A 22693-nucleotide genomic window follows, 5' to 3' on the forward strand; every position below is an offset into this window, starting at 1 on the left:
GTTGCCCGCTGAGGTTAACCACAGAGTTACTGGTCGCTGGTCGGCGTTTTGATCATCCGGTTGAGCCACGGCACCAGAATCGCCATCACTATCGTCACTCCCAAGGTCACCAGGCCAATCTTGCCGAAGACGTTGGTGTAGATCGGTAGGGTTTGCAGCGGGTCGGTGATGTTTTCCGGCACGGCGGTGAAGGTCGCAACATAGCCGCCCATCAGGAAAGCTGCCGCCTGGGTCAGGAACCACATCCCGAGAATAAAGCCCATCAAATGCTGCGGCACCAGCGCGGCGACCATCGCCAGACCGAGGGCGCTAATCAGCAATTCCCCGAGGCTCTGGAACAGATACACCAGCACGATAAACCACGGTGACGTCAGCCCCTGAGCATCGGCAAACCAGATCCCCGCGGCCGCAGCGGTCAGAAATCCCAGCGAACATAAAAACATCCCGAGGGTAAACTTCATCGGCATGGTCAGGTCTTTGCCTTTATTGCCCAGGCGCGTGTAAATCACCGCCAGTACCGGGCTGGCCACCACTACCCAGAACGGGTTCAGCGCCTGGAAGCTCACCGGGTTAATGGTGATGCCGAGGATCTCGTGATGGACGTTATTGATGGCGAAGAAGTTGAGCGAGGTCGGCATCTGCGCGTACAGAATGTAAAACAGCACCGCCTCCAGCATCAGGATAAAGGCGACAAACATTTTATTGCGCCCGGTCTTATTGAGTTTGAAGGCCTCGCGGAAGAAGAAAATGATCACCACGATGGAGAGCACAATCAGCACCAGGTTGGCGATTTTAACGTTATGCAGCAGCCAGGCACAGAGGAACACCATCGCCACCGTACCCACCAGGACATACAGCAGGTTACGCAGCACTAAGGGACGATGGTCCGGTTCAGAACCGATATCTTTGACCATTCCCCGGCAGGCGAAATAGACCAGCAGCGCGATAATCAGCCCCGCGCCGCACAGGTTATAGGTGACGGCATAGCCAAACTTCTCGGCGATCACCGGCGCCAGCGACAGCGACAGCAGCGAGCCGATATTAATCGACATATAAAACAGGGTGAAGGCCCCATCAAGACGCGCGTCTTTGGGCGGATAGCATTTTGACAGCAGGCTGGCGGGGTTGGCTTTAAACAGGCCGTTACCGACAGCGATAGTCCCCAGAGCGATAAAAATCAGGTCAGGCTTGAGCAGCGACATCCCGGTCATAAAGTAGCCCAGCGCCAGCACCACCGCGCCGAGCACCAGCGTGCGTTTGGTGCCGAGCAAATGGTCGCCGACATAGCCACCGATCGAGATCAGGCCATACACCAGCGCCGCGAAGGCACCAAAGGTAATAAACGCCTGTTCCTGAGAAAATCCGAGTTGTTTAACAAAGAAGACGGCCAGAATCCCCTGGACGCCGTAATAGCCAAATCGCTCCCATAATTCCACAAAAAAAATCATGAAGAACGGCCGTGGTTGCTGCAACAACCCAGTAGGTGCAGTAGTTTTCATATTCCTTCGCCTTAAAGTTCTATCCCAAAAAAGTATGAACGCGTATGCCAGAACGCGCTGAAAAAGTATTCTTAAGCGCAATGATTCGGTCATTTGCTGTATTTGTAGATTATTATACGAATTATATTTCTTATAATTGGTTGATCACACTAATCATTAATAATTTTGTGGATTGATATTCTGTCGATCTTGCAAGGGGGAAGAGCGGGTGAAATACCATCAATAATGTGGTTCAGGCCGGTTCACGACCGCTAAAAACAACAACGCCCGCGATGGCGGGCGTTGGCATTCTGGAGGTCTACAGTGCGACGGTTATTCGTCTTCTTCGTCGCGCAGCGGAACAATCAGCATATCGACATGAACGGTGTTGATCAGCTGGCGCGCGGAGGACATCAGCTTGCTCCAGAAATCCTGATGGTGACCGCAGACCACCAGGTCCATATCGTACTTTTTAATCGCATCAACCAGCACCTGGCCGAGATCGCCGCTGCCGCTCAGGGTTTCGGTAATCGGATAGCCCGCATTGGTGGACAGCTCGCTCAGCGCGTGGTGGGTCTCTTCGGAAATGCGTTTCTGCATGTCGCCCAGATTGACATCGATTAGGCCGGTGTACAGGTCGGAGTAATTCACATCCACGTGAATCAGAGAAACCTTGGCATTGTAAGGTCGCGCCATTGAAACGGCTTTTTCTACCAGCACTTTGCTTTCCGGGGAGAGGTCTACTGCAATAAGAATATGTTTGTAAGCCATAGTGTTACTCCTTCCATAAGTTGTCGATGACCATTGGACCAGACAGCTGGTGCTGTCGCTTCGCCCGCGTCCTGCGCGCTAATCCGCGGGGGTTCATCCTGTTAAGGACTTAATTGTAGAAGATATTTCTACCTTATAGCGCCCCTCGCGCTCCGTCAATGCACCTGGTCCACCAAAAGTTAAACAAATATATCCGTCTTACGTATTGATAACGATTAACCTTGTGGTAAAAAAATTGACTGATCTCCTACACTATTTAATGAGCCGATCGGATAAATAAACGTGATCGGTATCTCACTCTCGTATTGTATGTTGGGTTGGGTATTGGGGAGCGCTAGCCCCGGAGACGTCTCCGAGGGTGGGTCGCCGGGGAGGAAGTATGATCAGCACTATTGCGCTGTTTTGGGCCCTGTGTATCGTTTGTGTGGTGAATATGGCACGCTACTTCTCTTCGCTGCGTGCGTTATTGGTTGTGCTACGTGGTTGCGATCCCTTGCTTTATCAATATGTCGATGGTGGCGGCTTTTTCACCTCGCATGGGCAGCCGGGTAAACAGATGCGTCTGGTTTGGTATATCTATGGCCAGCGTTATCGCGATCATCATGATGATGAGTTCATTCGTCGCTGCGAGCGGGTACGGCGGCAATTTATCCTGACCAGCGCGCTGTGTGGCCTGGTGGTGGTGAGTTTGATTGCGCTGCTGATCTGGCACTGACCGGTGGTCAGATAAAAAAAACGGGCCAGTTTCCTGACCCGTTTTTATCATGTGCTGATTCCCGCGTTAGATAAGCTTCAGCGAGAGCCAGTACAATCCGCCGGAGAGCAGAATCGCGGCCGGTAAGGTGAGAACCCACGCCATCAGAATGCTGGTGACGGTTTTTCTCTGCAGGCCACCGCCATCGACGAGCATCGTCCCCGCAACAGAGGAGGAGAGCACGTGGGTGGTCGAAACCGGCATACCGGTATAGCTCGCCAGACCAATCGAAACGGCGGCGGTCATCTGGGCTGACATACCTTGTGCGTAGGTCATGCCTTTCTTACCAATTTTCTCACCGATAGTGGTCGCCACGCGGCGCCAGCCGATCATGGTGCCGATACCCAGCGCCAGAGCAACCGCCATAATGATCCAGATTGGCGCGTACTCGATGGTGCTCAGCATATCGGTTTTCAGTTTCTTCAGCAGGCGCTGATCGTCTGCATTGACTTCCGGAAGCTTCGCGACTTTGTCGGTGGTATCGGAGATGCACAGCATAATGCGGCGCAGCTGAGCACGCTGATCGACCGAGAGGGCGTCATAGCTTTCGATACCAGTCAACGCGGTCTTCACACGGTCCAGCGCGTTGATAGTGTTCGCCGGGTGGCAATGGAATTCACCGCCGTTTGGCGTCGCGCCGGTGTCCGGAGACGGCACCAGTTGATCAACGCCGGTGACTTTCTTCAACAGCTCAGGACGCTGCTGGAAGAAGGTTTCCACGTTGTTGACCGCATCACGAGTCCGGGTGATTTCGTAGCCGGAGGCGTTCATGTTGACCACGAAGCCCGCCGGGGCGACACCGATAAGCACCAGCATGACCAGACCAATGCCTTTCTGGCCATCGTTGGCACCGTGCGAAAACGATACGCCAATGGCTGACAGAATCAGCGCGATACGGGTCCAGAACGGCGGCTTTTTCTTACCGTCTTTCTTTTCACGTTCCGCCGGGGTCAGGTGGATACGGGCGCGTTTTTTGGTACCGCTCCAGTAGCGACGCAGAATGAAAATCAGCCCGCCAGCTACCACCAGGCCGACGATCGGCGAGATGATAAGCGAACCGAAAATTCCGATCACTTTCGGGATATTCAGCGCGTCAACCACTGAGGTGCCGGTCATCAGCGCATTGGTTAAACCAATACCGATGATAGCGCCGATCAGCGTATGTGAACTGGAGGCCGGCAGACCAAAATACCAGGTGCCGAGGTTCCAGATAATCGCGGCTAGTAACATAGAGAACACCATGGCGAGGCCATGTGCGGAACCCATATTAAGCAGCAGGTCGGTCGGCAGCATATGCACGATGGCATAAGCGACGCTAAGGCCACCTAACAGCACGCCGAAGAAGTTGAAGAGGGCCGCCATCGCAACAGCAAGTTGCGACCGCATTGCGCGTGTGTAAATCACAGTTGCAACCGCGTTTGCGGTATCATGAAAACCGTTAATCGCTTCGTAAAACAGCACGAAAGCTAAAGCAAGCAATAGTAATAGTCCGGTATGTAAATCCAGACCGGCAAATAAATGTAGCATAGGACGTTACGCCATTTTGAGGACATGAACGCGGCGCATTATCAGGGACTTTAGCGGCGCGGGCAAAGTGAAATATAGACTTTTTTTGATTTTCTTCCTGTTTGAATTTTACCCCCTTGGGATTAATCTTATATCTTTCAATGGTGTAGCTAAATACATGGATTTTCGTGCTGGTGCGACCAGAGTGAAAAATTTACAATTCCCGACAATCGGGATATGAGGAAAGTTGTGTGGAAAGGTTTGATGCCATTGTAATCGGCGCCGGTGCGGCGGGAATGTTTTGTGCAGCGCTGGCGGGCCAGGCAGGGCAGCGTGTGCTGCTGCTGGATAATGGCAAAAAGCCGGGTCGTAAGATCCTGATGTCCGGCGGCGGGCGCTGCAACTTTACCAATATGTATATTGAGCCGGCGGCGTATCTCAGCCGAAATCCGCATTTTTGCAAATCTGCGCTGGCGCGCTATACCCAGTGGGATTTTATCGAACTGGTCGGCAAGCACGGCATCGCCTGGCATGAGAAGACCCTCGGCCAGCTGTTTTGCGATGACTCCGCCGGGCAAATTGTCGACCTGCTGCTGGCCGAATGCGATAAAGGCGCGGTGCAGATCCGCCTGCGCAGCGAGATTATCAGCGTCGATCGCGACGATGAGGGCTACACCCTGCAGCTGAACGGCGACGCGGTGGCGGCGAAAAAACTGGTGGTAGCCTCGGGTGGCCTGTCGATGCCGGGGTTGGGCGCCTCGCCGTTCGGCTATAAGCTTGCCGAGCAGTTTGGCCTCAAGGTGCTGCTTACTCGCGCGGGCCTGGTGCCCTTCACCCTGCACAAACCGCTGCTGGAACAGCTGCAGGTGCTCTCCGGCGTCTCGGTACCATCAACCATCACGGCGCAAGACGGCACGCTGTTCCGTGAAAACCTGCTGTTTACCCACCGTGGGCTTTCCGGGCCGGCGGTGCTGCAAATTTCCAGCTACTGGCAGCCGGGTGAGTTTGTCAGTATCAATCTGCTGCCGGATTGCCATCTCGATGATTTTCTCAACGAGCAGCGCCGCGAGCACCCCAACCAGAGCCTGAAAAACACCCTCGCCATGCAGCTGCCGAAGCGTCTGGTGGAGTGCCTGCAGCTGCTGGGACAGATACCGGATGTCACGTTGAAACAGCTGAACCTGCGCGATCAGGAGCTGCTGGTGGAGACGCTGACCGCCTGGCGCGTCCAGCCGAACGGCACCGAAGGCTACCGCACCGCGGAAGTAACCCTCGGCGGCGTGGATACCAACGAACTGTCGTCACGCACCATGGAAGCCCGGAAGGCGCCGGGACTCTATTTTATCGGTGAAGTGATGGATGTGACCGGCTGGCTGGGCGGCTATAACTTCCAGTGGGCGTGGTCTTCCGCCTGGGCCTGCGCACAGGCGTTGGCGGATTAGTCTTCTGCATCTGAAGCGCGACGGAATAGCGCCTGCCAGGCGCGGGATATGCGCTGGCTCTCGGCATCATTCTGGCGCGCCCCGACATCTTTAATTCAGGCCAAGAAAGTGCTGGGCGATTTTGAAGTAAATAATCAGCCCGGTACCGTCGATCAGCGTGGCAATAAACGGTGCTGAGACTACCGCTGGGTCAATCCCGACGCGCTTGAGCACCATCGGGATCACCGACGACACCACCGCGCTCCACAGGGTAATGCACACCAGCGTCAGGCTGACGATCATCGTGATTTCCATGCCGATGCCCATCATCCAGGCGCGGATGCATCCCGCCAGCCCAAGGGTAATGGCAATCAGCAGCGATGTGGTCACCTCTTTGCGGATCACCCGTCCCATATCCCGTAACCGGACTTCCCCCAGCGCCATGGCGCGCACCAGCGTGGAGGTGATCTGCGTACCGCTGTTGCCGCCGGTGCCGATCAGCAGCGGGATGAAAAAGGCCAGCGCAATGGCGGATTCCAGCGCCTCGCCAAAGTGTTGAAGCACGCTGCTGGTGTAGGCCTCCGCCACGAACAGCAGCAGCAGCCATACCGCTCGCTTCTTCCACAGTGCCCACGGGCTGATCTCCAGATAGGGCTGATCCAGTGGCAGCGTTGCCCCCTGGCGGTGAACATCTTCGGTGACGTCATCCTCCAGCAGATGGGCGATCTCTTTTTCCATCAGACAGCCCACCAGTTCGCCTTTCTCGACCACCGGCACCAGATCGAGCCCGCGTTCGGTCAGCTCCGCCACCACCTGCTGGCGCTCGTCATCGGGCCTGACGCGAAACAGGCAGCTGTCCATCAGGTAGCGAATGGGCTGCGCCGTCTCGTTCTCCTGGAGCAGTTTTTTAATTGATAAGCTCCCGCGCAGCTTCTTGCCGGCCACCACAAAAACCTGACCGGGGATCTCATCGCTGGCGAGCCGGGAGATAAACAGTTCCCGCGCTTCAGAGACGCTGAGGTGCTCAGGCAGGGTGATAAAATCGGTACGCATGTATTGCGCGATAGCATCGCCGTCAAAGTTGGCAGCGGGCAGGTGCGCGGTGCAGTGCTGAATAGATGACATGGTGTAGTTCCCTATAAAAAATCACTCATAGGGGCGAACAAGACAGGGTGCGCACAGGCAGATCCCTACGTCCTGGGTTTAGCACTGCACAACGTATCTGAACGGAAAATACCGCCAGAAGTTACCTTGGCAACACCTTGATTCGATGGATGCCTGTATTTCCCTGAATGGTCTCTCTCGATACCAGCAGGGCGGTAACTTATGTTTATGCAGGAGCCTCGCCATAACGAGATCGTTAAATGAGCGGCCATTATAGGGAGGTGAGATTGCTGTGAAAGCGTATCATTTACGTGGTTTATCAACCGTTGATAAACGATGGATAAACCACGGCAGATAAGCTGATTACGGCATCGAGCGTGTGTCAGGCGTGGTGGTGATCGTCTTGTGCCGTTAAACAGTGCAAATGGCCGTGGCGGACTCCGCGCTGGGCAATTACCTCATCGGCGAAATGCTGCACCTCGCCCATTTCGCCTTTTAGCACCGCGATCTCCAGGCAGTCGTCATGGCTGATATGCACATGCAGCGTGGCAACGGACAGGTCGTGATGGTGATGCTGGGTGGCGATCAGCCGGCTCGCCAGCTCGCGTTTTTCATGCTCATACACGTAGGAGAGTACCGCATAGCCGTGCTGTCCGCCCTGCTGGGAATGTTCATGCATCAAGGTGTTACGCAGGATATCGCGCACCGCCTCCGAGCGGTTGTGATAGCCACGCTGGGCGCTTAACGCGTCGAGGGTCGCCAGAAGATCGTCATCAAGAGTCAGGGTTACGCGCTGCATGGTCGTTTCTCTTTAGCAAGGGAGGCCGGAAAAGCGGGAAGCACCGCGCGCTGTAGCGCCCGGCCCGCCGTTGACTGAAGACGCAGCGGTGCGTGGACCGGCGTCGTCTCGATAAGCTGCCCGTTCTCCATCACCATCACCTGCTGGCAAAAACGCTCAACCAGCCGCAGGTCATGGGTGATAAACAGGCAGGCGGTAGAAAACTGTACCTGCAGGCGCTTGAGTAACGCAACGATCTCCGCCTGCAGCACGAGGTCGAGGTTCGACACTGCCTCATCAAGAATCAACAGCTGCGGCTGTACCACCAGCGCCCGCGCCAGGCACACACGCTGAAGCTGCCCGCCGCTGAGCTGCACCGGGCGCTTATCGCGCAGCGCCGGGGAAAGGTCCACCGCCTGCATCATCGCCTCTACCTGGGCCTGGCGTTCATCGCGCGAGTAGCGAAACAGATGGCGTAGCGGCTCGCTGATAATCTCGTTCACCGTTTTACGTGGGTTCACGGCGCTGTGCGCATCCTGAAACACCAGTTGAATATCGCGGCGAAATGCCCGCAGTGCCTCGCCTTTTAAGGCGTTCAGCGGGGTTTGCTGCCAGCGGATGTCGCCATGAGCAGGGGTTTCCAGACCGACCAGCATGCGCGCCAGGGTGCTTTTTCCGCAACCGCTGCGGCCAAGCAGCGCCATGGTCTCACCGGCCTGGATGCTGAAGCTGACTTCGCGCAGCACGCCTGGGTGATGTGGATAATCGTGGCTGACGTTGGTGACGTTCAGGAGATTCATACCGGGGACTCCATTCCATACAGCGCCAGATGCGCTGCCAGTAAGCGCTGGCTGACGGGATGCTGCGGCGCGCTGAACAGGGTATCGACGTCACAATGCTCGACAATGCGCCCGCTGTCCATCACCGCCACTTCATGCGCCAGCCGCGCAACCACCCCCATATCGTGCGTCACCAGCAGCAAACCCTGGCCGCGGGTGGCGACAATCTCTTCCAGCAGGTCAAGGATACGGCCCTGAGCGACGGCATCGAGGTCGGTGGTGGGCTCATCGGCAAAAATAAACGGCGCCTTGCTCAGCAGGGCGAGGGCGATCATCATGCGTTGCAGCATGCCGCCGCTCATCTCGAAGGGGTAGCGCTTGAGCAGCTGCGAGGGGTTGTCCAGCCCCACGGCTTTCATGGCGTTGATGAGCGTCGCCTCGTCCGTGGGCTGGCCGCTGGCACGGCAGGTTTCCCGTGCGTGGGTGGCCATGGTGTACAGCGGGTTAAAAGCGCTGCGTGGGTTCTGCATGATGGTGGCGACGGTGCCACCGCGCAGCAGCTCGCCGTGCACCGGAATACCGTCCAGCAGCAGACGGCCGGCGGTTTGCCGGACGCCAGGCGGCAGCACGCCGAGGGCCGCCGCGCAGGTCAGCGATTTGCCGCAGCCGCTGCTGCCCAGCAGCGCCAGCACCTGCCCACGGCGCAAGGTCAGCGACAGGTCCGTGACCAGCGGCTGGCCGGCGCACAGGGCTAATTGTTCTAACTGGATCTTCTGAGGCATCAGTGGTTGTGCTCCGCGATCAGGTGTGGATCGAGACGATCGCGTAGCGCATCGCCCACCAGATTAAAGGCCATCACGCTGATAAACAACGCCAGGCCGGGCCAGAGCATCTGCAGAGGCTGGGTCCAGATATACTGGCGCGCGTCGTTAATCATCACGCCCCATTCTGCCGTCGGCGCGCTGACGCCAAGGCCCAGGAATGACATCCCGGCGACATGCAGCATCATGTGCCCGATATCGAGCGTCGCGAGGACCAGCAACGATGGCATCACCGCCCCGGCCAGATGGTCGACAAACAGCCGCCAGCGGCTGGCGCCGCTGAGCCGGGCGGCGAGAATAAATTCGCGCTGGCGTAGCGACACCACCAGGCTGCGGACCATTCGGGCATACCATGCCCAGTGCGACAGGGCGATGGCGATAATGACGTTGGTCAGTCCGGTGCCCAGCACGCCGACCATAAAGAATGAGAGGATCGAGGTGGGGAAGGTCATAAACATATCGGCCACCCGCATCGTGAACTGATCGACCCGCCCACCAAGCAACCCGGCGCAGCCGCCGACGATAATCCCCATCGCCAGCACCAGCAGTAAACAGGCCATCACCGCCCCCAGCGAGACCCGCGTCGCCGCCAGCAGGCGGGAGAAAATATCGCGGCCCAGGTGGTCGGTGCCCAGCCAGTGCTGCGCGTCCGGCGACAGCAGACGGGCGGGCAAATTAATGGCCTGCGGATCGTATGGCAGCCACCACTGGCTGGTGAGGGCGATCAGCATCAGCACAGCGATAATGACCATCGCCACACGCACCGACCCGCGAGCGGAGCAGAAGACATTCATGAGTGCGCTCCTTCGTGGCGACGAATGCGGGGATCCAGCGCGGCATTTAACAGGTCAACCGCCAGATTACAGAGGGCGAACACCACCACCATGATCAGCGTAAAGCACTGAATCACCGGATAATCACGGTTGAAAATGGCGGAGACGGCATAGCGTCCGATGCCCGGCCACGCGAAGATATTTTCGATAATCATCGTGCCGCCGATCAGCTCGCCAATATGCATCCCCACGGCGGTGATCATCGGCAGCGAGGCGTTGCGCAGAATGTGGCGACGTTCGGTCTGCTTGTCGTTCAGGCCGCGCAGGCGCGCCCAGGTGACATGGCGCTGCCCGGCGACGTCCAGCATGCTGGCACGCAGCAGGCGGGCGTTAATGGCCAGCGACATAAACGCAATCGAGACAGCAGGCAGAACGATATGCTGCCAGCCGCCGTAGCCCAGCGCAGGCAACCACTGTAGGTAGACGGAAAAGAACAGCACCAGCAGGAAGGCGAGCCAGAAGTTCGGCATCGATACGCCAAGAAATGCAATCAAGCGCACGATGAAATCCGGTAGCTGCTCGCGGTGGCGGGCGGCCCAGATCCCCAACGGCACGGAGGTCAGTAGGATCAGCACCAACGCCGCGCCTGCCAGCTGCAGCGTCGCCGGCAGGAAGTGCAGTACGTCATCCAGCACCGGACGCTGGGTGGCAAATGAGAGGCCAAAATCCAGATGCAGCGCCTTCCACAGCCAGCTGCCGTACTGGACCAGCAGCGGCTGATCGAGGCCGAGCATGATCCGGGTGGATGCCACCATCTCCGGCGTCGGCGGCAGGTTCGAGAGCCGCAGGTAGTCGAGCGCCGGATCGCCGGTGCCGAGGCGAAGCATCAGAAAGATAATCACCGAGGCGGCAAAAATCATCGGGATCAGCAGCAGAACGCGCCGTAGCAGATAACGTCGCATCAGGGCTTCACCGTCTGAATCTGTTCGAACGGGATCTCAGTGACAATCGGGGCGTAGGGAATGGCCCCCAGCTCAGGTTTCGCCACCACCATCATCGAGATGTAGCTAATCGGCAGATAGACCGCGTCATTATGCAGACGGGTCAGAATATCGCGATACAGCGCCTGGCGCCGGGTCTCGTCGTTGGTCTCCAGCACCTGACCAATCTCTTTATCAATTAGCGGTTTATCAGCAAGCCCTTGCTGTGCCTGGTAATCGGCGTGGGAGGGCACGCGCATCGAGCTCATAAACGCATGGGGGTCGTACGGTGCGCCCCAGGTGCGGTTGAAGATCATGCCAAAACGGCCATCGCGTTGACGGGCATAAATGCTGCTCTCTTCTTCACCGACCAGCGTCACATCGACGCCGACCTGGTGCATATCCGCCTGAATAATCTCCGCCATCGATTTGCTCAGCGCATCGGTGCCGATAAACGACAGCTCAATGCGCAGCGGCTGGCCATTCTTCTCGCGGATTTCTTTGCCCGCCGGGCGGACCCAACCGGCTTTTTCCAGCAGTTGGTTGGCCTGCTGCGGGTCGTACTGCCGTGGCGTCAGCCCGATGTTGGCGTAGGGAACGCTCGGGGCAAATAGCGTGTCGGCAACCTGCTGGGTGCCGTACAGCACATTGTCGATCAGCGATTTTTTGTTGACCGCGTGGTTCAGCGCCTCGCGCACCGCCAGTTCGTTGGTCGGGGCTTTGGCGGAGTTCAGCGCCAGCATCACCGTCTCAATCGGTTGCGAAAGCTGGGTGCGGTAAGCCGGGTTGTTGCTAAAACGGGCGAAGGTATCCAGCGGCAGCAGGCCCTCGTTGCCATACAGCAGATCGATATCCCCGGTCTCAAAGGCGACGGCGCGGGTCATCGGGTCCGGAATGACTTTCACCGTGACCTGGTCGATTGTCGGCTTCTCTCCCCAGTAGTGCTCGTTGCGCACCAGCACATCGTACTGATTAAGCTTCGACGTTTTTAACACCCATGGCCCGGTGCCGATCGGCGCTTTAATGCCGTGCAGCGTGCCTCCCTCGACAAACTGTGACGGGGCGATAAACCGGAACGGCCGCGGCAGGGCCAGCTCCTGCAGGAACGGGTAGTAGGCACCTTTGAGGGTAATTTGCAGTTGGGTATCGCTCAGGGCGCGAACGTCGGTGATCTGGTTGGTCAGCTCCAGCCAGGCATGTCGTTGGCGATTCGCCAGCACCGCCTGGAAGTTGGCAACCGCCGCCTGGGCGTTAAACGGTTCGCCGTTAGAAAACTGCACGTCGTCACGCAGGGTAAAGGTCCAGACTTTTCCGTCCGTGGAGTGGCTCCAGTGGGTCGCCAGCCACGGTTTGACCGAACCATCGGCCTGATATTTCACCAGCGGTTCATACACCATGCTTTGGGCGAACATCTGGTTAGGGGTGTACAGATGGGGATTCAAAGGACCGACATTCACCGGCCAGGCGGTTGTGATGGTGTGTGGGGCGGCGGGAGCCAGCAGAGGAACGCAGGCGAGCACCGCCAGCAGCGTGGAGCGGAAAATAGACAAGGTCATGATCTCAACGGACAGGAAAGTATGATGATTTTAATAATTCATCATACTTAAGGAGTAATCTGGATCAATGTAAGGCCGGAAAGTATAAGAAAATCCTATATAACCGTGCTGTTTCAGGCGGCACAGGCGTTGGCTACACCCGCGCATCTCAGCGATGTTCGGGGGATCACGGCGTTCTGAACAGCGCCAGCAATGTTGCAAGCGGCTTATCAATGGGGGCCAGATCGCGCTTGACGATCAGGTGCAGCGGCGTGGCGCGGCGGGTGCCATGGGCGAGAGGCAGAATCTTCAACGTCCCCTGTTGCAGCCGGTCGCGGATGCGTTCTTCCGGGAGCCAGCCGAAACCAACCTGATACAGCACCGCGTCAATGGCCGCATCGATGGTGGAGAAGGTCCAGGCATCCCGGCTGGCCTGCGGATCGTCGCTGCGATCGGCGATCCGGACGAGGGGCCAGGGGGCCAGCGCGTTATCGTCCAGCGGGCCGCTCAGCGCGGCAAGCGGGTGGTGCTGATGGGCGACCGCGACAAAATCGATGTTCATCAGCCACTCGCCGCGCCCGGTAATATCCTGACGCCGGGTTAAGACCATCACATCGGCTTCGCTGAAGGCCTCGCTTTCTTCTTTTCTGTTCTCCAGCACTTCGGTCAGCCGGACCTGGGTCTGAGGGTGCTGCTGCTGGAACTGGCGCAGAATGGCAAACAGCCGTTCACGGGGGAAAATGCTGTCCACCACCAGATCCAGCCGGGTGCGCGCGCCGTTCTGCAGCGTGGCGGCGCGGGTTTCCACATAGGAAAATGCCTGCAGCAACGGTTTCACCTGGCTCAGCAGCAGCTCTCCGGCAGGGGTCAGCACCGCGCGGCGGCCGGCGGGCTGCAGCAGCGCGACCCCGAGCCTCTCCTGCAGCAGGGCGAGGTTATAGCTGACCGACGACTGGCTACGGTGCGTCTCGTCCGCCGCTTTGGCGAAGCTGCCCAGCTCGATCACTCTCTCCAGCAAAGCCCATTGTTCCAGCGTTGTCTTGTGCATAACTCATCTAAAAAATGAATGTATTTCATCCAAACATAGCGTTATTCATTCATTTTTTAAAGCCGTATGCTGAGTCTCAACAGCAAAGGAGAAGACATTATGAACACTTTTGATAAACACGACTTGAGCGGCTTTATCGGCAAACACCTGGTTTATACCTACGATAATGGCTGGAACTACGAGATTTATGTCAAAAATGGCCAGACGCTGGATTACCGTATTCACAGCGGTATCGTCGCCAACCGTTGGGTAAAAGACCAGCAGGCGTACATCGTGCGGGTGGGGGCGAGCATTTATAAAATTTCGTGGACCGAACCGACCGGTACCGACGTCAGCCTGATTGTTAACCTCGGCGATAAACTGTTTCACGGCACCATCTTTTTCCCACGTTGGGTGATCAACAACCCGGAAAAAACCGTCTGCTTCCAGAACGATCATATTCCGCTGATGGAATCCTACCGCGCCGCCGGCCCGGCCTACCCGACCGAAGTGATTGATGAGTTCGCCACGATTACCTTTGTGCGCGACTGCGGCGCGGATAATGACAGCGTGATTCATTGCCCGGCGAGTGAATTACCTGCTGATTTTCCTGCAAACTTGTAATCCCCTGGAAATAAAATTGTGATCTGAGTGAACTTTATTTCCCGCGGACTGAGAAATAAACCTCATCTATTGTTTCGCCGTTTAATGTTTGTTTACTTTATACCGACAGGCGTCTGCTTTTGGTGCAGTCAGGCGCCTCATTTCGTTGTTTTTCCTTCTCATTTTTCATGTATATTTCATTTAAAAACAATGAATTATGAATATCACATCAAATAATATTAATTTCTTAATATTATCCTAAGCAACCCCGTCTAGATTTAATAATATCGAATACCCTGGAATGAAATGTGACATTGCAGTGCGTCCATTTTCATTTTGTTTAAGTCCGCTGGCGCAGGATATTTTTTCTATCAGACCCGCAATCAGCAATGGGTCATATACCTAACAGGAAAATGATGAGCGAATTTTTGCCGTTTTCGCGCCCGTCGATGGGTGACGCAGAGCTGGCTGCGCTGCGTGAAGTTTTGCAATCGGGTTGGATCACCACCGGGCCGAAAAACCAGGCGCTGGAAGAGGCCTTCTGCGCGTTGACCGGCAACCGTCACGCGGTGGCGGTCAGCTCGGCGACCGGCGGCATGCACGTCACGCTGATGGCGTTGGGTATTGGCCCGGGCGATGAAGTGATCACCCCGTCACAGACCTGGGTTTCCACGCTGAACATGATTTGTCTGCTGGGTGCGACGCCGGTGATGATTGACGTCGACCGCGACAACCTGATGATTACCCCGGAGGCCGTTGAGGCGGCGATCACCCCGCAGACCAAAGCGATTATTCCGGTGCATTATGCCGGAGCCCCCGCCGATATCGACGCCATCCGCGCGGTAGCGGAGCGCCACGGTATCCCGGTTATCGAAGATGCCGCGCATGCGGCGGGGACCTACTACAAGGGGCGCCACGTGGGGGAGCGCGGCTGCGCGATCTTCTCCTTCCACGCCATTAAGAACATGACCTGCGCCGAAGGCGGGCTGATTGTCACCGATGATGACCAACTGGCCGCGCGTATTCGCAGCCTGAAGTTCCACGGCCTTGGCGTTGACGCCTATGACCGCCAGACCCACGGCCGGGCGCCGCAGGCGGAAGTGATTACCCCAGGTTTCAAATACAACCTGGCCGATATCAACGCCGCGCTGGCGCTGGTTCAACTGGATAAACTCGCCCATGCCAACCAGCGTCGTACCGAGATTGCCCAACGCTACCTGCGCGAACTGGCGGATACGCCATTCAAACCGCTGACGGTACCGGCGTGGCAGCACCAGCACGCCTGGCATCTGTTTATTATCCGCGTGGATGAAGCCACCTGCGGGATCGGCCGCGATGAGTTAATGGAAAAACTGAAAGCCATGGGCATCGGTACCGGGCTGCACTTTCGCGCCGCGCACACCCAAAAATACTACCGTGAACGATTCCCGACGCTGTCCTTACCGAATACGGAATGGAACAGCGCGCGCATCTGTTCACTCCCTTTGTTCCCGGACATGACCGATGACGATGTCACTCGCGTCATTTCCGCGCTGCACCAGCTGTCAGGATGTTGATATGTTTACTTACCCTCCCGTGAAAAAGGTCTCGGTGGTCATTCCGGTTTATAACGAACAGGAAAGCCTGCCCGAGCTGATTCGCCGTACCGATGCCGCCTGTGCGACGCTGGGCCGCGACTATGAAATTTTGCTGGTGGACGATGGCAGCAGCGATGAGTCTGCCAGCATGTTGACCGACGCCGCCGAAGCCGAAGGCAGCCACGTGGTGGCGGTGTTGCTTAACCGCAACTACGGCCAACACTCGGCGATTATGGCCGGTTTCAGCCATGTGACCGGCGACCTGATTATTACCCTCGATGCCGACCTGCAAAACCCGCCGGAAGAGATCCCGCGGCTGGTGGCGAAGGCCGATGAAGGCTACGACGTGGTCGGTACGGTTCGACAGAATCGCCAGGATACCTTCTTTCGCAAAAGCGCCTCGAAGATGATCAACCGCCTGATCCAACGCACCACTGGCAAAGCGATGGGCGACTACGGCTGCATGCTGCGCGCCTATCGCCGCCACATTATCGACGCGATGCTCAACTGCCATGAGCGCAGCACCTTTATCCCGATTCTGGCCAATACCTTTGCCCGCCGGGCGGTTGAAATCCCGGTGATGCACGCGGAACGCGAATTTGGCGATTCGAAATACAGCTTTATGCGCCTGATTAACCTGATGTACGACCTGGTGACCTGTTTAACCACCACGCCGCTGCGTCTGCTGAGCGTTTTTGGCAGCGTCATCGCCCTGCTGGGCTTTGCTTTTGCCTTCCTGCTGGTCTTCTTGCGGCTGGTGTTTGGCCCGCAGTGGGCGGCGGAAGGGGTGTTCATGCTGTTTGCCGTGCTGTTTATGTTTATCGGCGCGCAGTTTGTCGGCATGGGCCTGCTCGGGGAGTATATCGGCCGCATCTATAACGATGTTCGCGCCCGTCCCCGCTACTTTATTCAACGTGTTATTCGTCAGCCGGAAACGGCGTCTCAAGAGGAAGATCGTTCATGAAAGCCGTAGTCTTCGCTTATCACGATATGGGGTGTGCAGGTATTCAGTCTCTGCTGGATTCTGGCTATGACATCGCCGCTATTTTTACCCATCCGGATAACCCTGGCGAAAACCACTTCTTTGGCTCGGTGGCGCGTATTGCGGCTGAGCAAGGTATCCCGGTGTGGGCACCAGAAGATGTTAACCATCCACTGTGGATTGAACGTATCCGTACCATGAATCCGGACGTGCTGTTCTCTTTCTATTACCGCAATCTGCTGAGCGATGAGATCCTCAGCCTGGCGCCGCAAGGGGCCTTCAACCTACACGGTTCCCTGCTGCCGAAATATCGTGGCCGCGCACCGTTGAACTGGGTGCTGGTGAACGGGGAAACCGAAACCGGCGTCACCCTGCACCGGATGGTCAATCGTGCCGATGCGGGTGATATCGTGGCACAGCAGGCGGTGGCGATTGGCGCGGATGACGCTGCGCTGACCCTGCACCGTAAACTGTGCACCGCGGCATCAGACCTGCTGGGTCAGGCGTTGCCTGCGATCCGGGCGGGCAATGCCGAGGTGCGGGCGCAGGACGAGAGCCAGGCCACTTACGTGGGCCGCCGCACGCCGGAAGATGGCCGTCTCGACTGGGATAAACCGGCACTGACGCTGCACAATCTGGTGCGTGCCGTTTCCGACCCGTGGCCTGGCGCTTTCGGTTACGCCGGGGCAAACAAATTTATCGTCTGGAAGTCCCGCGTGCGCCACGATCTGGCGGCGGCGAAACCAGGGACGGTGATTTCCGCCGCGCCGCTGGTGGTGGCCTGCCAGGATGGCGCCCTGGAGATCCTGACCGGGCAAACCGAACGCGGCGTTTACATGCAGGGCGCCCAACTGGCTCAGGCGCTGGGCCTGGTCTGTGGCGCGGTACTGAGCAGCAAACCGGTGGTGGCGATTAAGCGTCGCACCCGGGTGCTGATCCTCGGCGTCAACGGCTTTATTGGTAACCACCTGACCGAGCGTCTGTTGCAGGACGATAACTACGAAATCTATGGCCTGGATATCAGTTCTGACGCCATTAGCCGTTTCCTCGGCAACCCGCGTTTCCACTTTGTTGAAGGCGATATCAGCATTCACTCCGAGTGGATCGAGTATCACATTAAGAAATGCGACGTGGTGCTGCCGCTGGTGGCTATCGCGACGCCGATCGAATACACCCGCAATCCGCTGCGCGTGTTTGAGCTGGATTTTGAAGAGAACCTGAAGATTATCCGCGATTGCGTGAAATACGATAAGCGCATTATCTTCCCGTCGACCTCAGAAGTGTACGGTATGTGCACTGACAACAACTTCGACGAAGACAGCTCTAATCTTGTTGTTGGCCCGATCAACAAACAGCGTTGGATTTACTCGGTCTCGAAACAGCTGCTTGACCGCGTGATCTGGGCTTACGGTGATAAATCCGGCCTGCGCTTCACGTTGTTCCGTCCGTTCAACTGGATGGGACCGCGTCTGGATAACCTCAACGCCGCGCGTATCGGTAGCTCCCGCGCCATCACGCAGCTGATCCTCAACCTGGTTGAAGGCTCGCCGATTAAGCTTATCGAAGGCGGGAAGCAGAAGCGCTGCTTCACCGACATCAGCGACGGGATTGAAGCCCTGTTCCGTATTATCGAGAACAAAGACGGCCACTGCGACGGGCAGATTATCAACATCGGCAACCCGGATAACGAAGCCAGTATCAAAGAGCTGGCGGAGATGCTGCTGGGATGCTTCGAGCGTCATCCGCTGCGCAGCAACTTCCCGCCGTTCGCCGGTTTCCGTGATGTCGAGAGCAGCGACTACTATGGCAAAGGCTATCAGGATGTTGAGCACCGTAAGCCGAGCATTCGCAACGCGAAACGCTGCCTGAACTGGGCGCCAGGCGTGCCGATGGAAGAGACCGTGGAACATACGCTGGACTTCTTCCTGCGCACCGTTGAACTGGTGGACGACAAGACATCATGAAACAGGTCGGCTTACGCATAGATGTCGATACCTTTCGCGGTACCCGGGACGGGGTGCCGCGCCTGCTGAGCCTGCTGGGCCAGCATGGGATTCAGGCAAGCTTCTTTTTTAGCGTGGGGCCGGACAATATGGGGCGTCATTTATGGCGCCTGATTAAACCGAAGTTTCTGTGGAAGATGCTGCGTTCCAACGCCGCTTCTTTGTACGGCTGGGACATTCTGCTGGCCGGGACCGCCTGGCCCGGACGGCGGATTGGCGCGGGGAATGAAGCGGTGATCCGTGCGACGGCCCAGCAGCATGAAGTGGGGCTGCATGCCTGGGACCACTACAGCTGGCAGGCATGGAGCGGCGTCTGGCCGCAGGAACGTCTGGCGCTGGAGATCGAACGTGGCCTGCTGGAGCTGGAGCGGATCATCGGCCGTTCGGTCACCTGTTCCGCCGTCGCGGGCTGGCGAGCGGATCAGCGGGTGATCAAAGCCAAAGAGTCATGCAATTTCCTCTTCAACAGCGACTGTCGGGGAACCCGTCCGTTCCTGCCGCTGTTGGGCGACAAGGCGACGGGCACCGTGCAGATCCCGGTGACGCTGCCGACCTGGGATGAAGTGGTCGGCAGTTGCGTCGACGCCGCGGGCTTCAACCGCTATCTTCTGGACAGGATCCACCAGGATCGCGGCACGCCGGTCTACACCATTCATGCCGAAGTGGAAGGTATTGCCTTTGCCCGGCAGTTTGATGAACTGCTGACGATGGCCGCGCAAGAAGAAATCCAGTTTTGCCCGCTGAGCCAGCTGCTGCCCGCTGATTTTAGCGCGCTGCCGTTGGGGAAAGTGGTGCGTGGTGAACTGGCTGGCCGGGAAGGCTGGCTTGGGCGTGAACAATTATTGAGTCAGGACGTATGAAAAGCCTTCGTTATAGCGTCGCTTTAGGGGTGCTATTTGCGCTCTATTATTTACTTCCGCTCAATTTCCGCCTGCTCTGGCAGCCGGATGAAACGCGCTATGCGGAAATCAGCCGTGAAATGCTGGCATCCGGTGACTGGGTGGTGCCGCATTTTCTTGGGTTGCGCTATTTTGAAAAACCCATTGCCGGATACTGGATGAACAGCATCGGGCAGTGGCTGTTTGGTCACAATAACTTCGGCGTGCGCTTTGGGTCGGTATTTTCGATTAGCGTCACCGCGCTGCTGATGGCGTGGCTGGCGTGGCGCATCTGGCGGGATAAGCGGGTGGCGATACTGTCCGGGGTGATCTTCCTGACCGCGCTGCTGGTGTACAGCATTGGCACCTATGCGGTGCTGGATCCGATGATCACCTTGTGGATGGCCCTGGCGATGTGCAGTTTCTGGGGCGCCGCTCAGGCGCAGACCCGAGGCGGCAAAATAGCCGGCTATGCGCTGTTGGGGGTGGCCTGCGGCATGGGGGTGATGACCAAAGGTTTCCTCGCGCTGGCGGTGCCGGTGGTCGGAGTCCTGCCGTGGATCGTCGCCCGTAAACGCTGGCGTGAGGTGCTGACCTACGGCTGGCTGGCGGTAGGGGTTTGCATTCTGATGGTGCTGCCCTGGGGGCTGGCTATCGCCAACCGTGAGCCGGATTTCTGGCGCTACTTCTTCTGGGTGGAGCATATTCAGCGCTTTGCTGAGAAAGACGCCCAGCATAAGGCGCCGTTCTGGTATTACATTCCGTTCCTGATCGCCGGGAGCCTGCCGTGGCTGGCGCTGCTGCCCGGCGCGCTGCAGCGTGGCTGGAGCGAGCGCGATGAGGCGCGTGGGGCACTGTATCTGCTCGGCTGGGTGGTGATGCCGTTGCTGTTTTTCAGTATTGCGAAAGGCAAACTGCCGACCTACATCCTGCCGTGCTTCGCGCCACTGTCGATCCTGATGGCACGCTATGGGCTGGATGCGGCGAAAGCCGGGGCCAAAGCGTTACGGATTAACGGTCTCATCAACCTGATTTTCGGCCTGGTGGGTCTGGTGGCGGTGCTGGTGGTGTCGCCGTGGGGCGTCATGCATAAGCCGGTCTGGAACCAGATTGAGCTGTATAAATGCCTGCTGGCGGCCATCGCGTTTGCGGTCTGGGCAGCGATGGGCTGGCTGGCGATGAAAGATAACGGTCGTCGCTGGACCTTAGCCGCCTGCTGTCCGCTGGGGCTGGCGCTGTTGATTGGCTTCGCTATTCCGGACCGGGTGATCGATAGCAAACAGCCGCAGTTTATGGTGGATATCGTAGGCGAGTCGCTGGCGCCCAGCCGCTACGTGTTGAGTAATAACGTCGGTATTGCCGCGGGGCTGGCGTGGGAGCTGAAGCGCAGCGATATCATCATGTATGGCAAGCAGGGCGAGCTGAAGTACGGCTTAAGCTGGGCGGATGCGCAGCAGAGTTTCGTCAGCCAGCGTGACTTTGCCGACTGGCTGGCGGCCCATCGTCAGCAGGGGCCGGTATCGCTGGTGCTGCTGATGGATAAAGGAGAGAACATGGCTGATTTACCCCTCCCGAAACCTGACAACGTGTATGTGTTAGAGCGGGTCGTGTTTCTTCAGTATTTACCGCAATGAGTACCTGGATCTGTCTGGCACTGGCGAGCCTGTTAAGCTGTGCAGGCCAGCTGTGCCAGAAACAGGCGACGCGCCCGTCGAAATCCCGGCGACGCGGTCGCCATATTCTCGGCTGGCTGGGGCTGGCGCTGCTGGCGCTTGGCGGCGGGTTGCTGCTGTGGCTGAGCGTCCTGCAATCCATCCCGGTGAGCGTGGCCTATCCGATGCTGAGCCTCAATTTTGTCTGGGTGACGTTAGCGGCCTGGGGGCTCTGGCGTGAACCGGTGGCGCCGCGTCACTGGGCTGGCGTGGGGCTAATTGTCGTCGGGATCGTGATCCTGGGGAGCAGCGTCTGATGGGGTTGGTCTGGGCATTATTCAGCGTCGGGCTGGTCAGCGTGGCGCAGCTGCTGCTGCGCGGCGCGATGGTTGCGCTGCCGCCGCTGAGCGACCTGATGGCGTTTCTCAGCCATCTGCTCCATCTGCGCCCCGGTACCTGGAGCCTGCTGTTGGGGTTGAGCGGCTATTTATTGTCGATGATCTGCTGGTACTTTGCCCTGCACCGGCTGCCGCTCGCCAAAGCCTATGCGCTGCTGAGCCTCAGCTACATTGTGGTGTGGGCGGCGGCAATCTGGCTTCCCGGCTGGCATGAACCGTTCCACTGGCGGGCGTTGGTGGGGGTGCTATTGATCATCGCCGGGGTGCTGACCATCTTCTGGCCGCTAAAACGCCCGGCGTCTCTCAAAGAATAAGCGTGGCATCCACAACAAACGGCGTCGGCGTGCACACCGCAAGGCTCAGGCCATCCAGCTGAATCTGACTGATCGACAACGTTGGGTGGCGGGTGCTGTCGACGCTGGCGATTTGCCAGGCGCTGCCGCCGCGCTGCTTCACCATGGCCTCTTTCCGCGTCCAGATCCGCCAGAATGCGTTGAGCTGCTGCTCCGGCGGTTCCGCTTCCACCTCCGCATGCTCATCCATACTAAAGACCGCATTCGCCAGTCGGCGCCAGTTCTGGCGTGGGCGAACCACTTCGATATCGCAGCCCACTTCTCCTTCATCGCTAATCAACAGCGCAATATCATCGCCGCTATGGCTGAGGTTAAACCAGCGCGTGGCGGTGCCGGCGAAGCCCGGTTTGCCCTGCGCGGAGTAGATGATATCTGGCAGCGGTGAGATCGCCTGCGCCAGCAGGGCGCGACCGGCCAGCCAGCTTGCGCGGCGCGCGCCCTGTGGCGCCTGAGCCACGATCTCAGGCGGCAGGGTTTGGGCGCTGAACGGCGAGATTTTCCGCAGGTACAGTTGATACAT

22 protein-coding genes and 1 riboswitch are annotated in these 22693 nt (G+C 58.0%); of the genes, 10 read left to right on the forward strand and 12 right to left on the reverse strand.

Annotated elements, in window-relative coordinates; genetic code table 11:
• Positions 1-26: 26 nt before the first annotated feature.
• On the reverse strand, positions 27-1499 hold the full coding sequence (gene dtpB, locus ACMYSN_RS16195) for a dipeptide/tripeptide permease DtpB (RefSeq protein WP_462495481.1): 1473 nt from the start codon (positions 1497-1499) through the stop codon (positions 27-29).
• 312 nt (positions 1500-1811) lie between these two features.
• Positions 1812-2249: a universal stress protein UspA gene (gene uspA / locus ACMYSN_RS16200; RefSeq protein WP_004126268.1), complete on the reverse strand. Its 438-nt coding sequence runs from the start codon at positions 2247-2249 to the stop codon at positions 1812-1814.
• A gap of 379 nt (positions 2250-2628) precedes the next feature.
• Here uspA and uspB point away from each other — a divergent pair, with 379 nt between their 5' ends.
• A complete protein-coding gene (uspB, locus tag ACMYSN_RS16205; RefSeq protein ID WP_123757229.1) occupies positions 2629-2964 on the forward strand; it encodes a universal stress protein UspB in 336 nt (111 codons plus the stop codon).
• A 66-nt stretch (positions 2965-3030) separates the two neighbouring features.
• On the opposite strand, the gene pitA is transcribed toward uspB, so the two are convergent.
• The gene (gene pitA / locus ACMYSN_RS16210) at positions 3031-4530 is read right to left on the reverse strand and encodes an inorganic phosphate transporter PitA (RefSeq protein WP_174510183.1); all 1500 of its coding nucleotides are present in this window, start codon (positions 4528-4530) and stop codon (positions 3031-3033) included.
• A gap of 230 nt (positions 4531-4760) precedes the next feature.
• Here pitA and ACMYSN_RS16215 point away from each other — a divergent pair, with 230 nt between their 5' ends.
• A complete protein-coding gene (locus ACMYSN_RS16215; RefSeq protein ID WP_462495482.1) occupies positions 4761-5951 on the forward strand; it encodes a BaiN/RdsA family NAD(P)/FAD-dependent oxidoreductase in 1191 nt (396 codons plus the stop codon).
• A 90-nt stretch (positions 5952-6041) separates the two neighbouring features.
• Here ACMYSN_RS16215 and ACMYSN_RS16220 read toward each other — a convergent pair whose 3' ends face one another.
• The 8 genes from ACMYSN_RS16220 to ACMYSN_RS16255 all read right to left on the reverse strand — a co-directional run bounded on the left by ACMYSN_RS16220 (position 6042) and on the right by ACMYSN_RS16255 (position 13748).
• Positions 6042-7055 carry a magnesium transporter gene (locus ACMYSN_RS16220; RefSeq protein WP_462495483.1) on the reverse strand — a complete coding sequence of 338 codons (1014 nt, stop codon included), beginning with the start codon at positions 7053-7055 and terminating at the stop codon, positions 6042-6044.
• A gap of 56 nt (positions 7056-7111) precedes the next feature.
• Positions 7112-7293: riboswitch (M-box (ykoK) riboswitch) on the reverse strand.
• A gap of 123 nt (positions 7294-7416) precedes the next feature.
• Positions 7417-7833, reverse strand: coding sequence for a nickel-responsive transcriptional regulator NikR (gene nikR / locus ACMYSN_RS16225; protein ID WP_462495484.1), 417 nt, complete (start codon positions 7831-7833; stop codon positions 7417-7419).
• Positions 7821-8612, reverse strand: coding sequence for a nickel import ATP-binding protein NikE (gene nikE / locus ACMYSN_RS16230; RefSeq protein WP_174510177.1), 792 nt, complete (start codon positions 8610-8612; stop codon positions 7821-7823). Before nikE ends, nikR begins: the two co-directional genes overlap by 13 nt.
• The gene (gene nikD / locus ACMYSN_RS16235) at positions 8609-9373 is read right to left on the reverse strand and encodes a nickel import ATP-binding protein NikD (RefSeq protein WP_462495485.1); all 765 of its coding nucleotides are present in this window, start codon (positions 9371-9373) and stop codon (positions 8609-8611) included. The genes nikE and nikD overlap by 4 nt, the downstream gene beginning before the upstream one ends.
• Positions 9373-10206: a nickel ABC transporter permease subunit NikC gene (nikC, locus tag ACMYSN_RS16240; protein WP_462495486.1), complete on the reverse strand. Its 834-nt coding sequence runs from the start codon at positions 10204-10206 to the stop codon at positions 9373-9375. The genes nikD and nikC overlap by 1 nt, the downstream gene beginning before the upstream one ends.
• A complete protein-coding gene (nikB, locus tag ACMYSN_RS16245; RefSeq protein WP_462495487.1) occupies positions 10203-11147 on the reverse strand; it encodes a nickel ABC transporter permease subunit NikB in 945 nt (314 codons plus the stop codon). The genes nikC and nikB overlap by 4 nt, the downstream gene beginning before the upstream one ends.
• The gene (nikA, locus tag ACMYSN_RS16250) at positions 11147-12721 is read right to left on the reverse strand and encodes a nickel ABC transporter, nickel/metallophore periplasmic binding protein (protein WP_462495488.1); all 1575 of its coding nucleotides are present in this window, start codon (positions 12719-12721) and stop codon (positions 11147-11149) included. Before nikA ends, nikB begins: the two co-directional genes overlap by 1 nt.
• Before the next feature lie 166 nt (positions 12722-12887).
• Positions 12888-13748 carry a LysR family transcriptional regulator gene (locus ACMYSN_RS16255; RefSeq protein WP_462495489.1) on the reverse strand — a complete coding sequence of 287 codons (861 nt, stop codon included), beginning with the start codon at positions 13746-13748 and terminating at the stop codon, positions 12888-12890.
• A 96-nt stretch (positions 13749-13844) separates the two neighbouring features.
• Between ACMYSN_RS16255 and ACMYSN_RS16260 the strand changes: the two genes are divergently transcribed.
• The 8 genes from ACMYSN_RS16260 (at position 13845) to arnF (ending at position 22134) form a co-directional block, all read left to right on the forward strand.
• Positions 13845-14351 carry a phenolic acid decarboxylase gene (locus ACMYSN_RS16260; RefSeq protein WP_462498275.1) on the forward strand — a complete coding sequence of 169 codons (507 nt, stop codon included), beginning with the start codon at positions 13845-13847 and terminating at the stop codon, positions 14349-14351.
• 395 nt (positions 14352-14746) lie between these two features.
• Positions 14747-15886 (forward strand): UDP-4-amino-4-deoxy-L-arabinose aminotransferase, encoded by a 1140-nt coding sequence (gene arnB, locus ACMYSN_RS16265; RefSeq protein ID WP_462495490.1) that lies wholly within the window; start codon positions 14747-14749, stop codon positions 15884-15886.
• A 1-nt stretch (position 15887) separates the two neighbouring features.
• Complete coding sequence (gene arnC / locus ACMYSN_RS16270; protein WP_462495491.1) at positions 15888-16871, forward strand: undecaprenyl-phosphate 4-deoxy-4-formamido-L-arabinose transferase; 984 nt, start codon at positions 15888-15890, stop codon at positions 16869-16871.
• A complete protein-coding gene (gene arnA / locus ACMYSN_RS16275) occupies positions 16868-18853 on the forward strand; it encodes a bifunctional UDP-4-amino-4-deoxy-L-arabinose formyltransferase/UDP-glucuronic acid oxidase ArnA (protein ID WP_462495492.1) in 1986 nt (661 codons plus the stop codon). The genes arnC and arnA overlap by 4 nt, the downstream gene beginning before the upstream one ends.
• Positions 18850-19752: a 4-deoxy-4-formamido-L-arabinose-phosphoundecaprenol deformylase gene (gene arnD / locus ACMYSN_RS16280; protein ID WP_462495493.1), complete on the forward strand. Its 903-nt coding sequence runs from the start codon at positions 18850-18852 to the stop codon at positions 19750-19752. The genes arnA and arnD overlap by 4 nt, the downstream gene beginning before the upstream one ends.
• The gene (gene arnT, locus ACMYSN_RS16285; RefSeq protein WP_462495494.1) at positions 19749-21404 is read left to right on the forward strand and encodes a 4-amino-4-deoxy-L-arabinose lipid A transferase; all 1656 of its coding nucleotides are present in this window, start codon (positions 19749-19751) and stop codon (positions 21402-21404) included. The genes arnD and arnT overlap by 4 nt, the downstream gene beginning before the upstream one ends.
• On the forward strand, positions 21401-21739 hold the full coding sequence (gene arnE, locus ACMYSN_RS16290) for a 4-amino-4-deoxy-L-arabinose-phosphoundecaprenol flippase subunit ArnE (RefSeq protein WP_462495495.1): 339 nt from the start codon (positions 21401-21403) through the stop codon (positions 21737-21739). Before arnT ends, arnE begins: the two co-directional genes overlap by 4 nt.
• A complete protein-coding gene (gene arnF / locus ACMYSN_RS16295) occupies positions 21739-22134 on the forward strand; it encodes a DMT family transporter (protein ID WP_462495496.1) in 396 nt (131 codons plus the stop codon). The genes arnE and arnF overlap by 1 nt, the downstream gene beginning before the upstream one ends.
• Here arnF and acpT read toward each other — a convergent pair.
• Positions 22124-22693: a 4'-phosphopantetheinyl transferase AcpT gene (gene acpT, locus ACMYSN_RS16300; RefSeq protein ID WP_462495497.1), complete on the reverse strand. Its 570-nt coding sequence runs from the start codon at positions 22691-22693 to the stop codon at positions 22124-22126. The two genes, arnF and acpT, sit on opposite strands and share 11 nt — an antisense overlap.

The sequence above is a fragment of the Klebsiella sp. R445 genome (genome assembly GCF_051131755.1).
GTDB lineage: Bacteria > Pseudomonadota > Gammaproteobacteria > Enterobacterales > Enterobacteriaceae > Klebsiella > Klebsiella lignicola.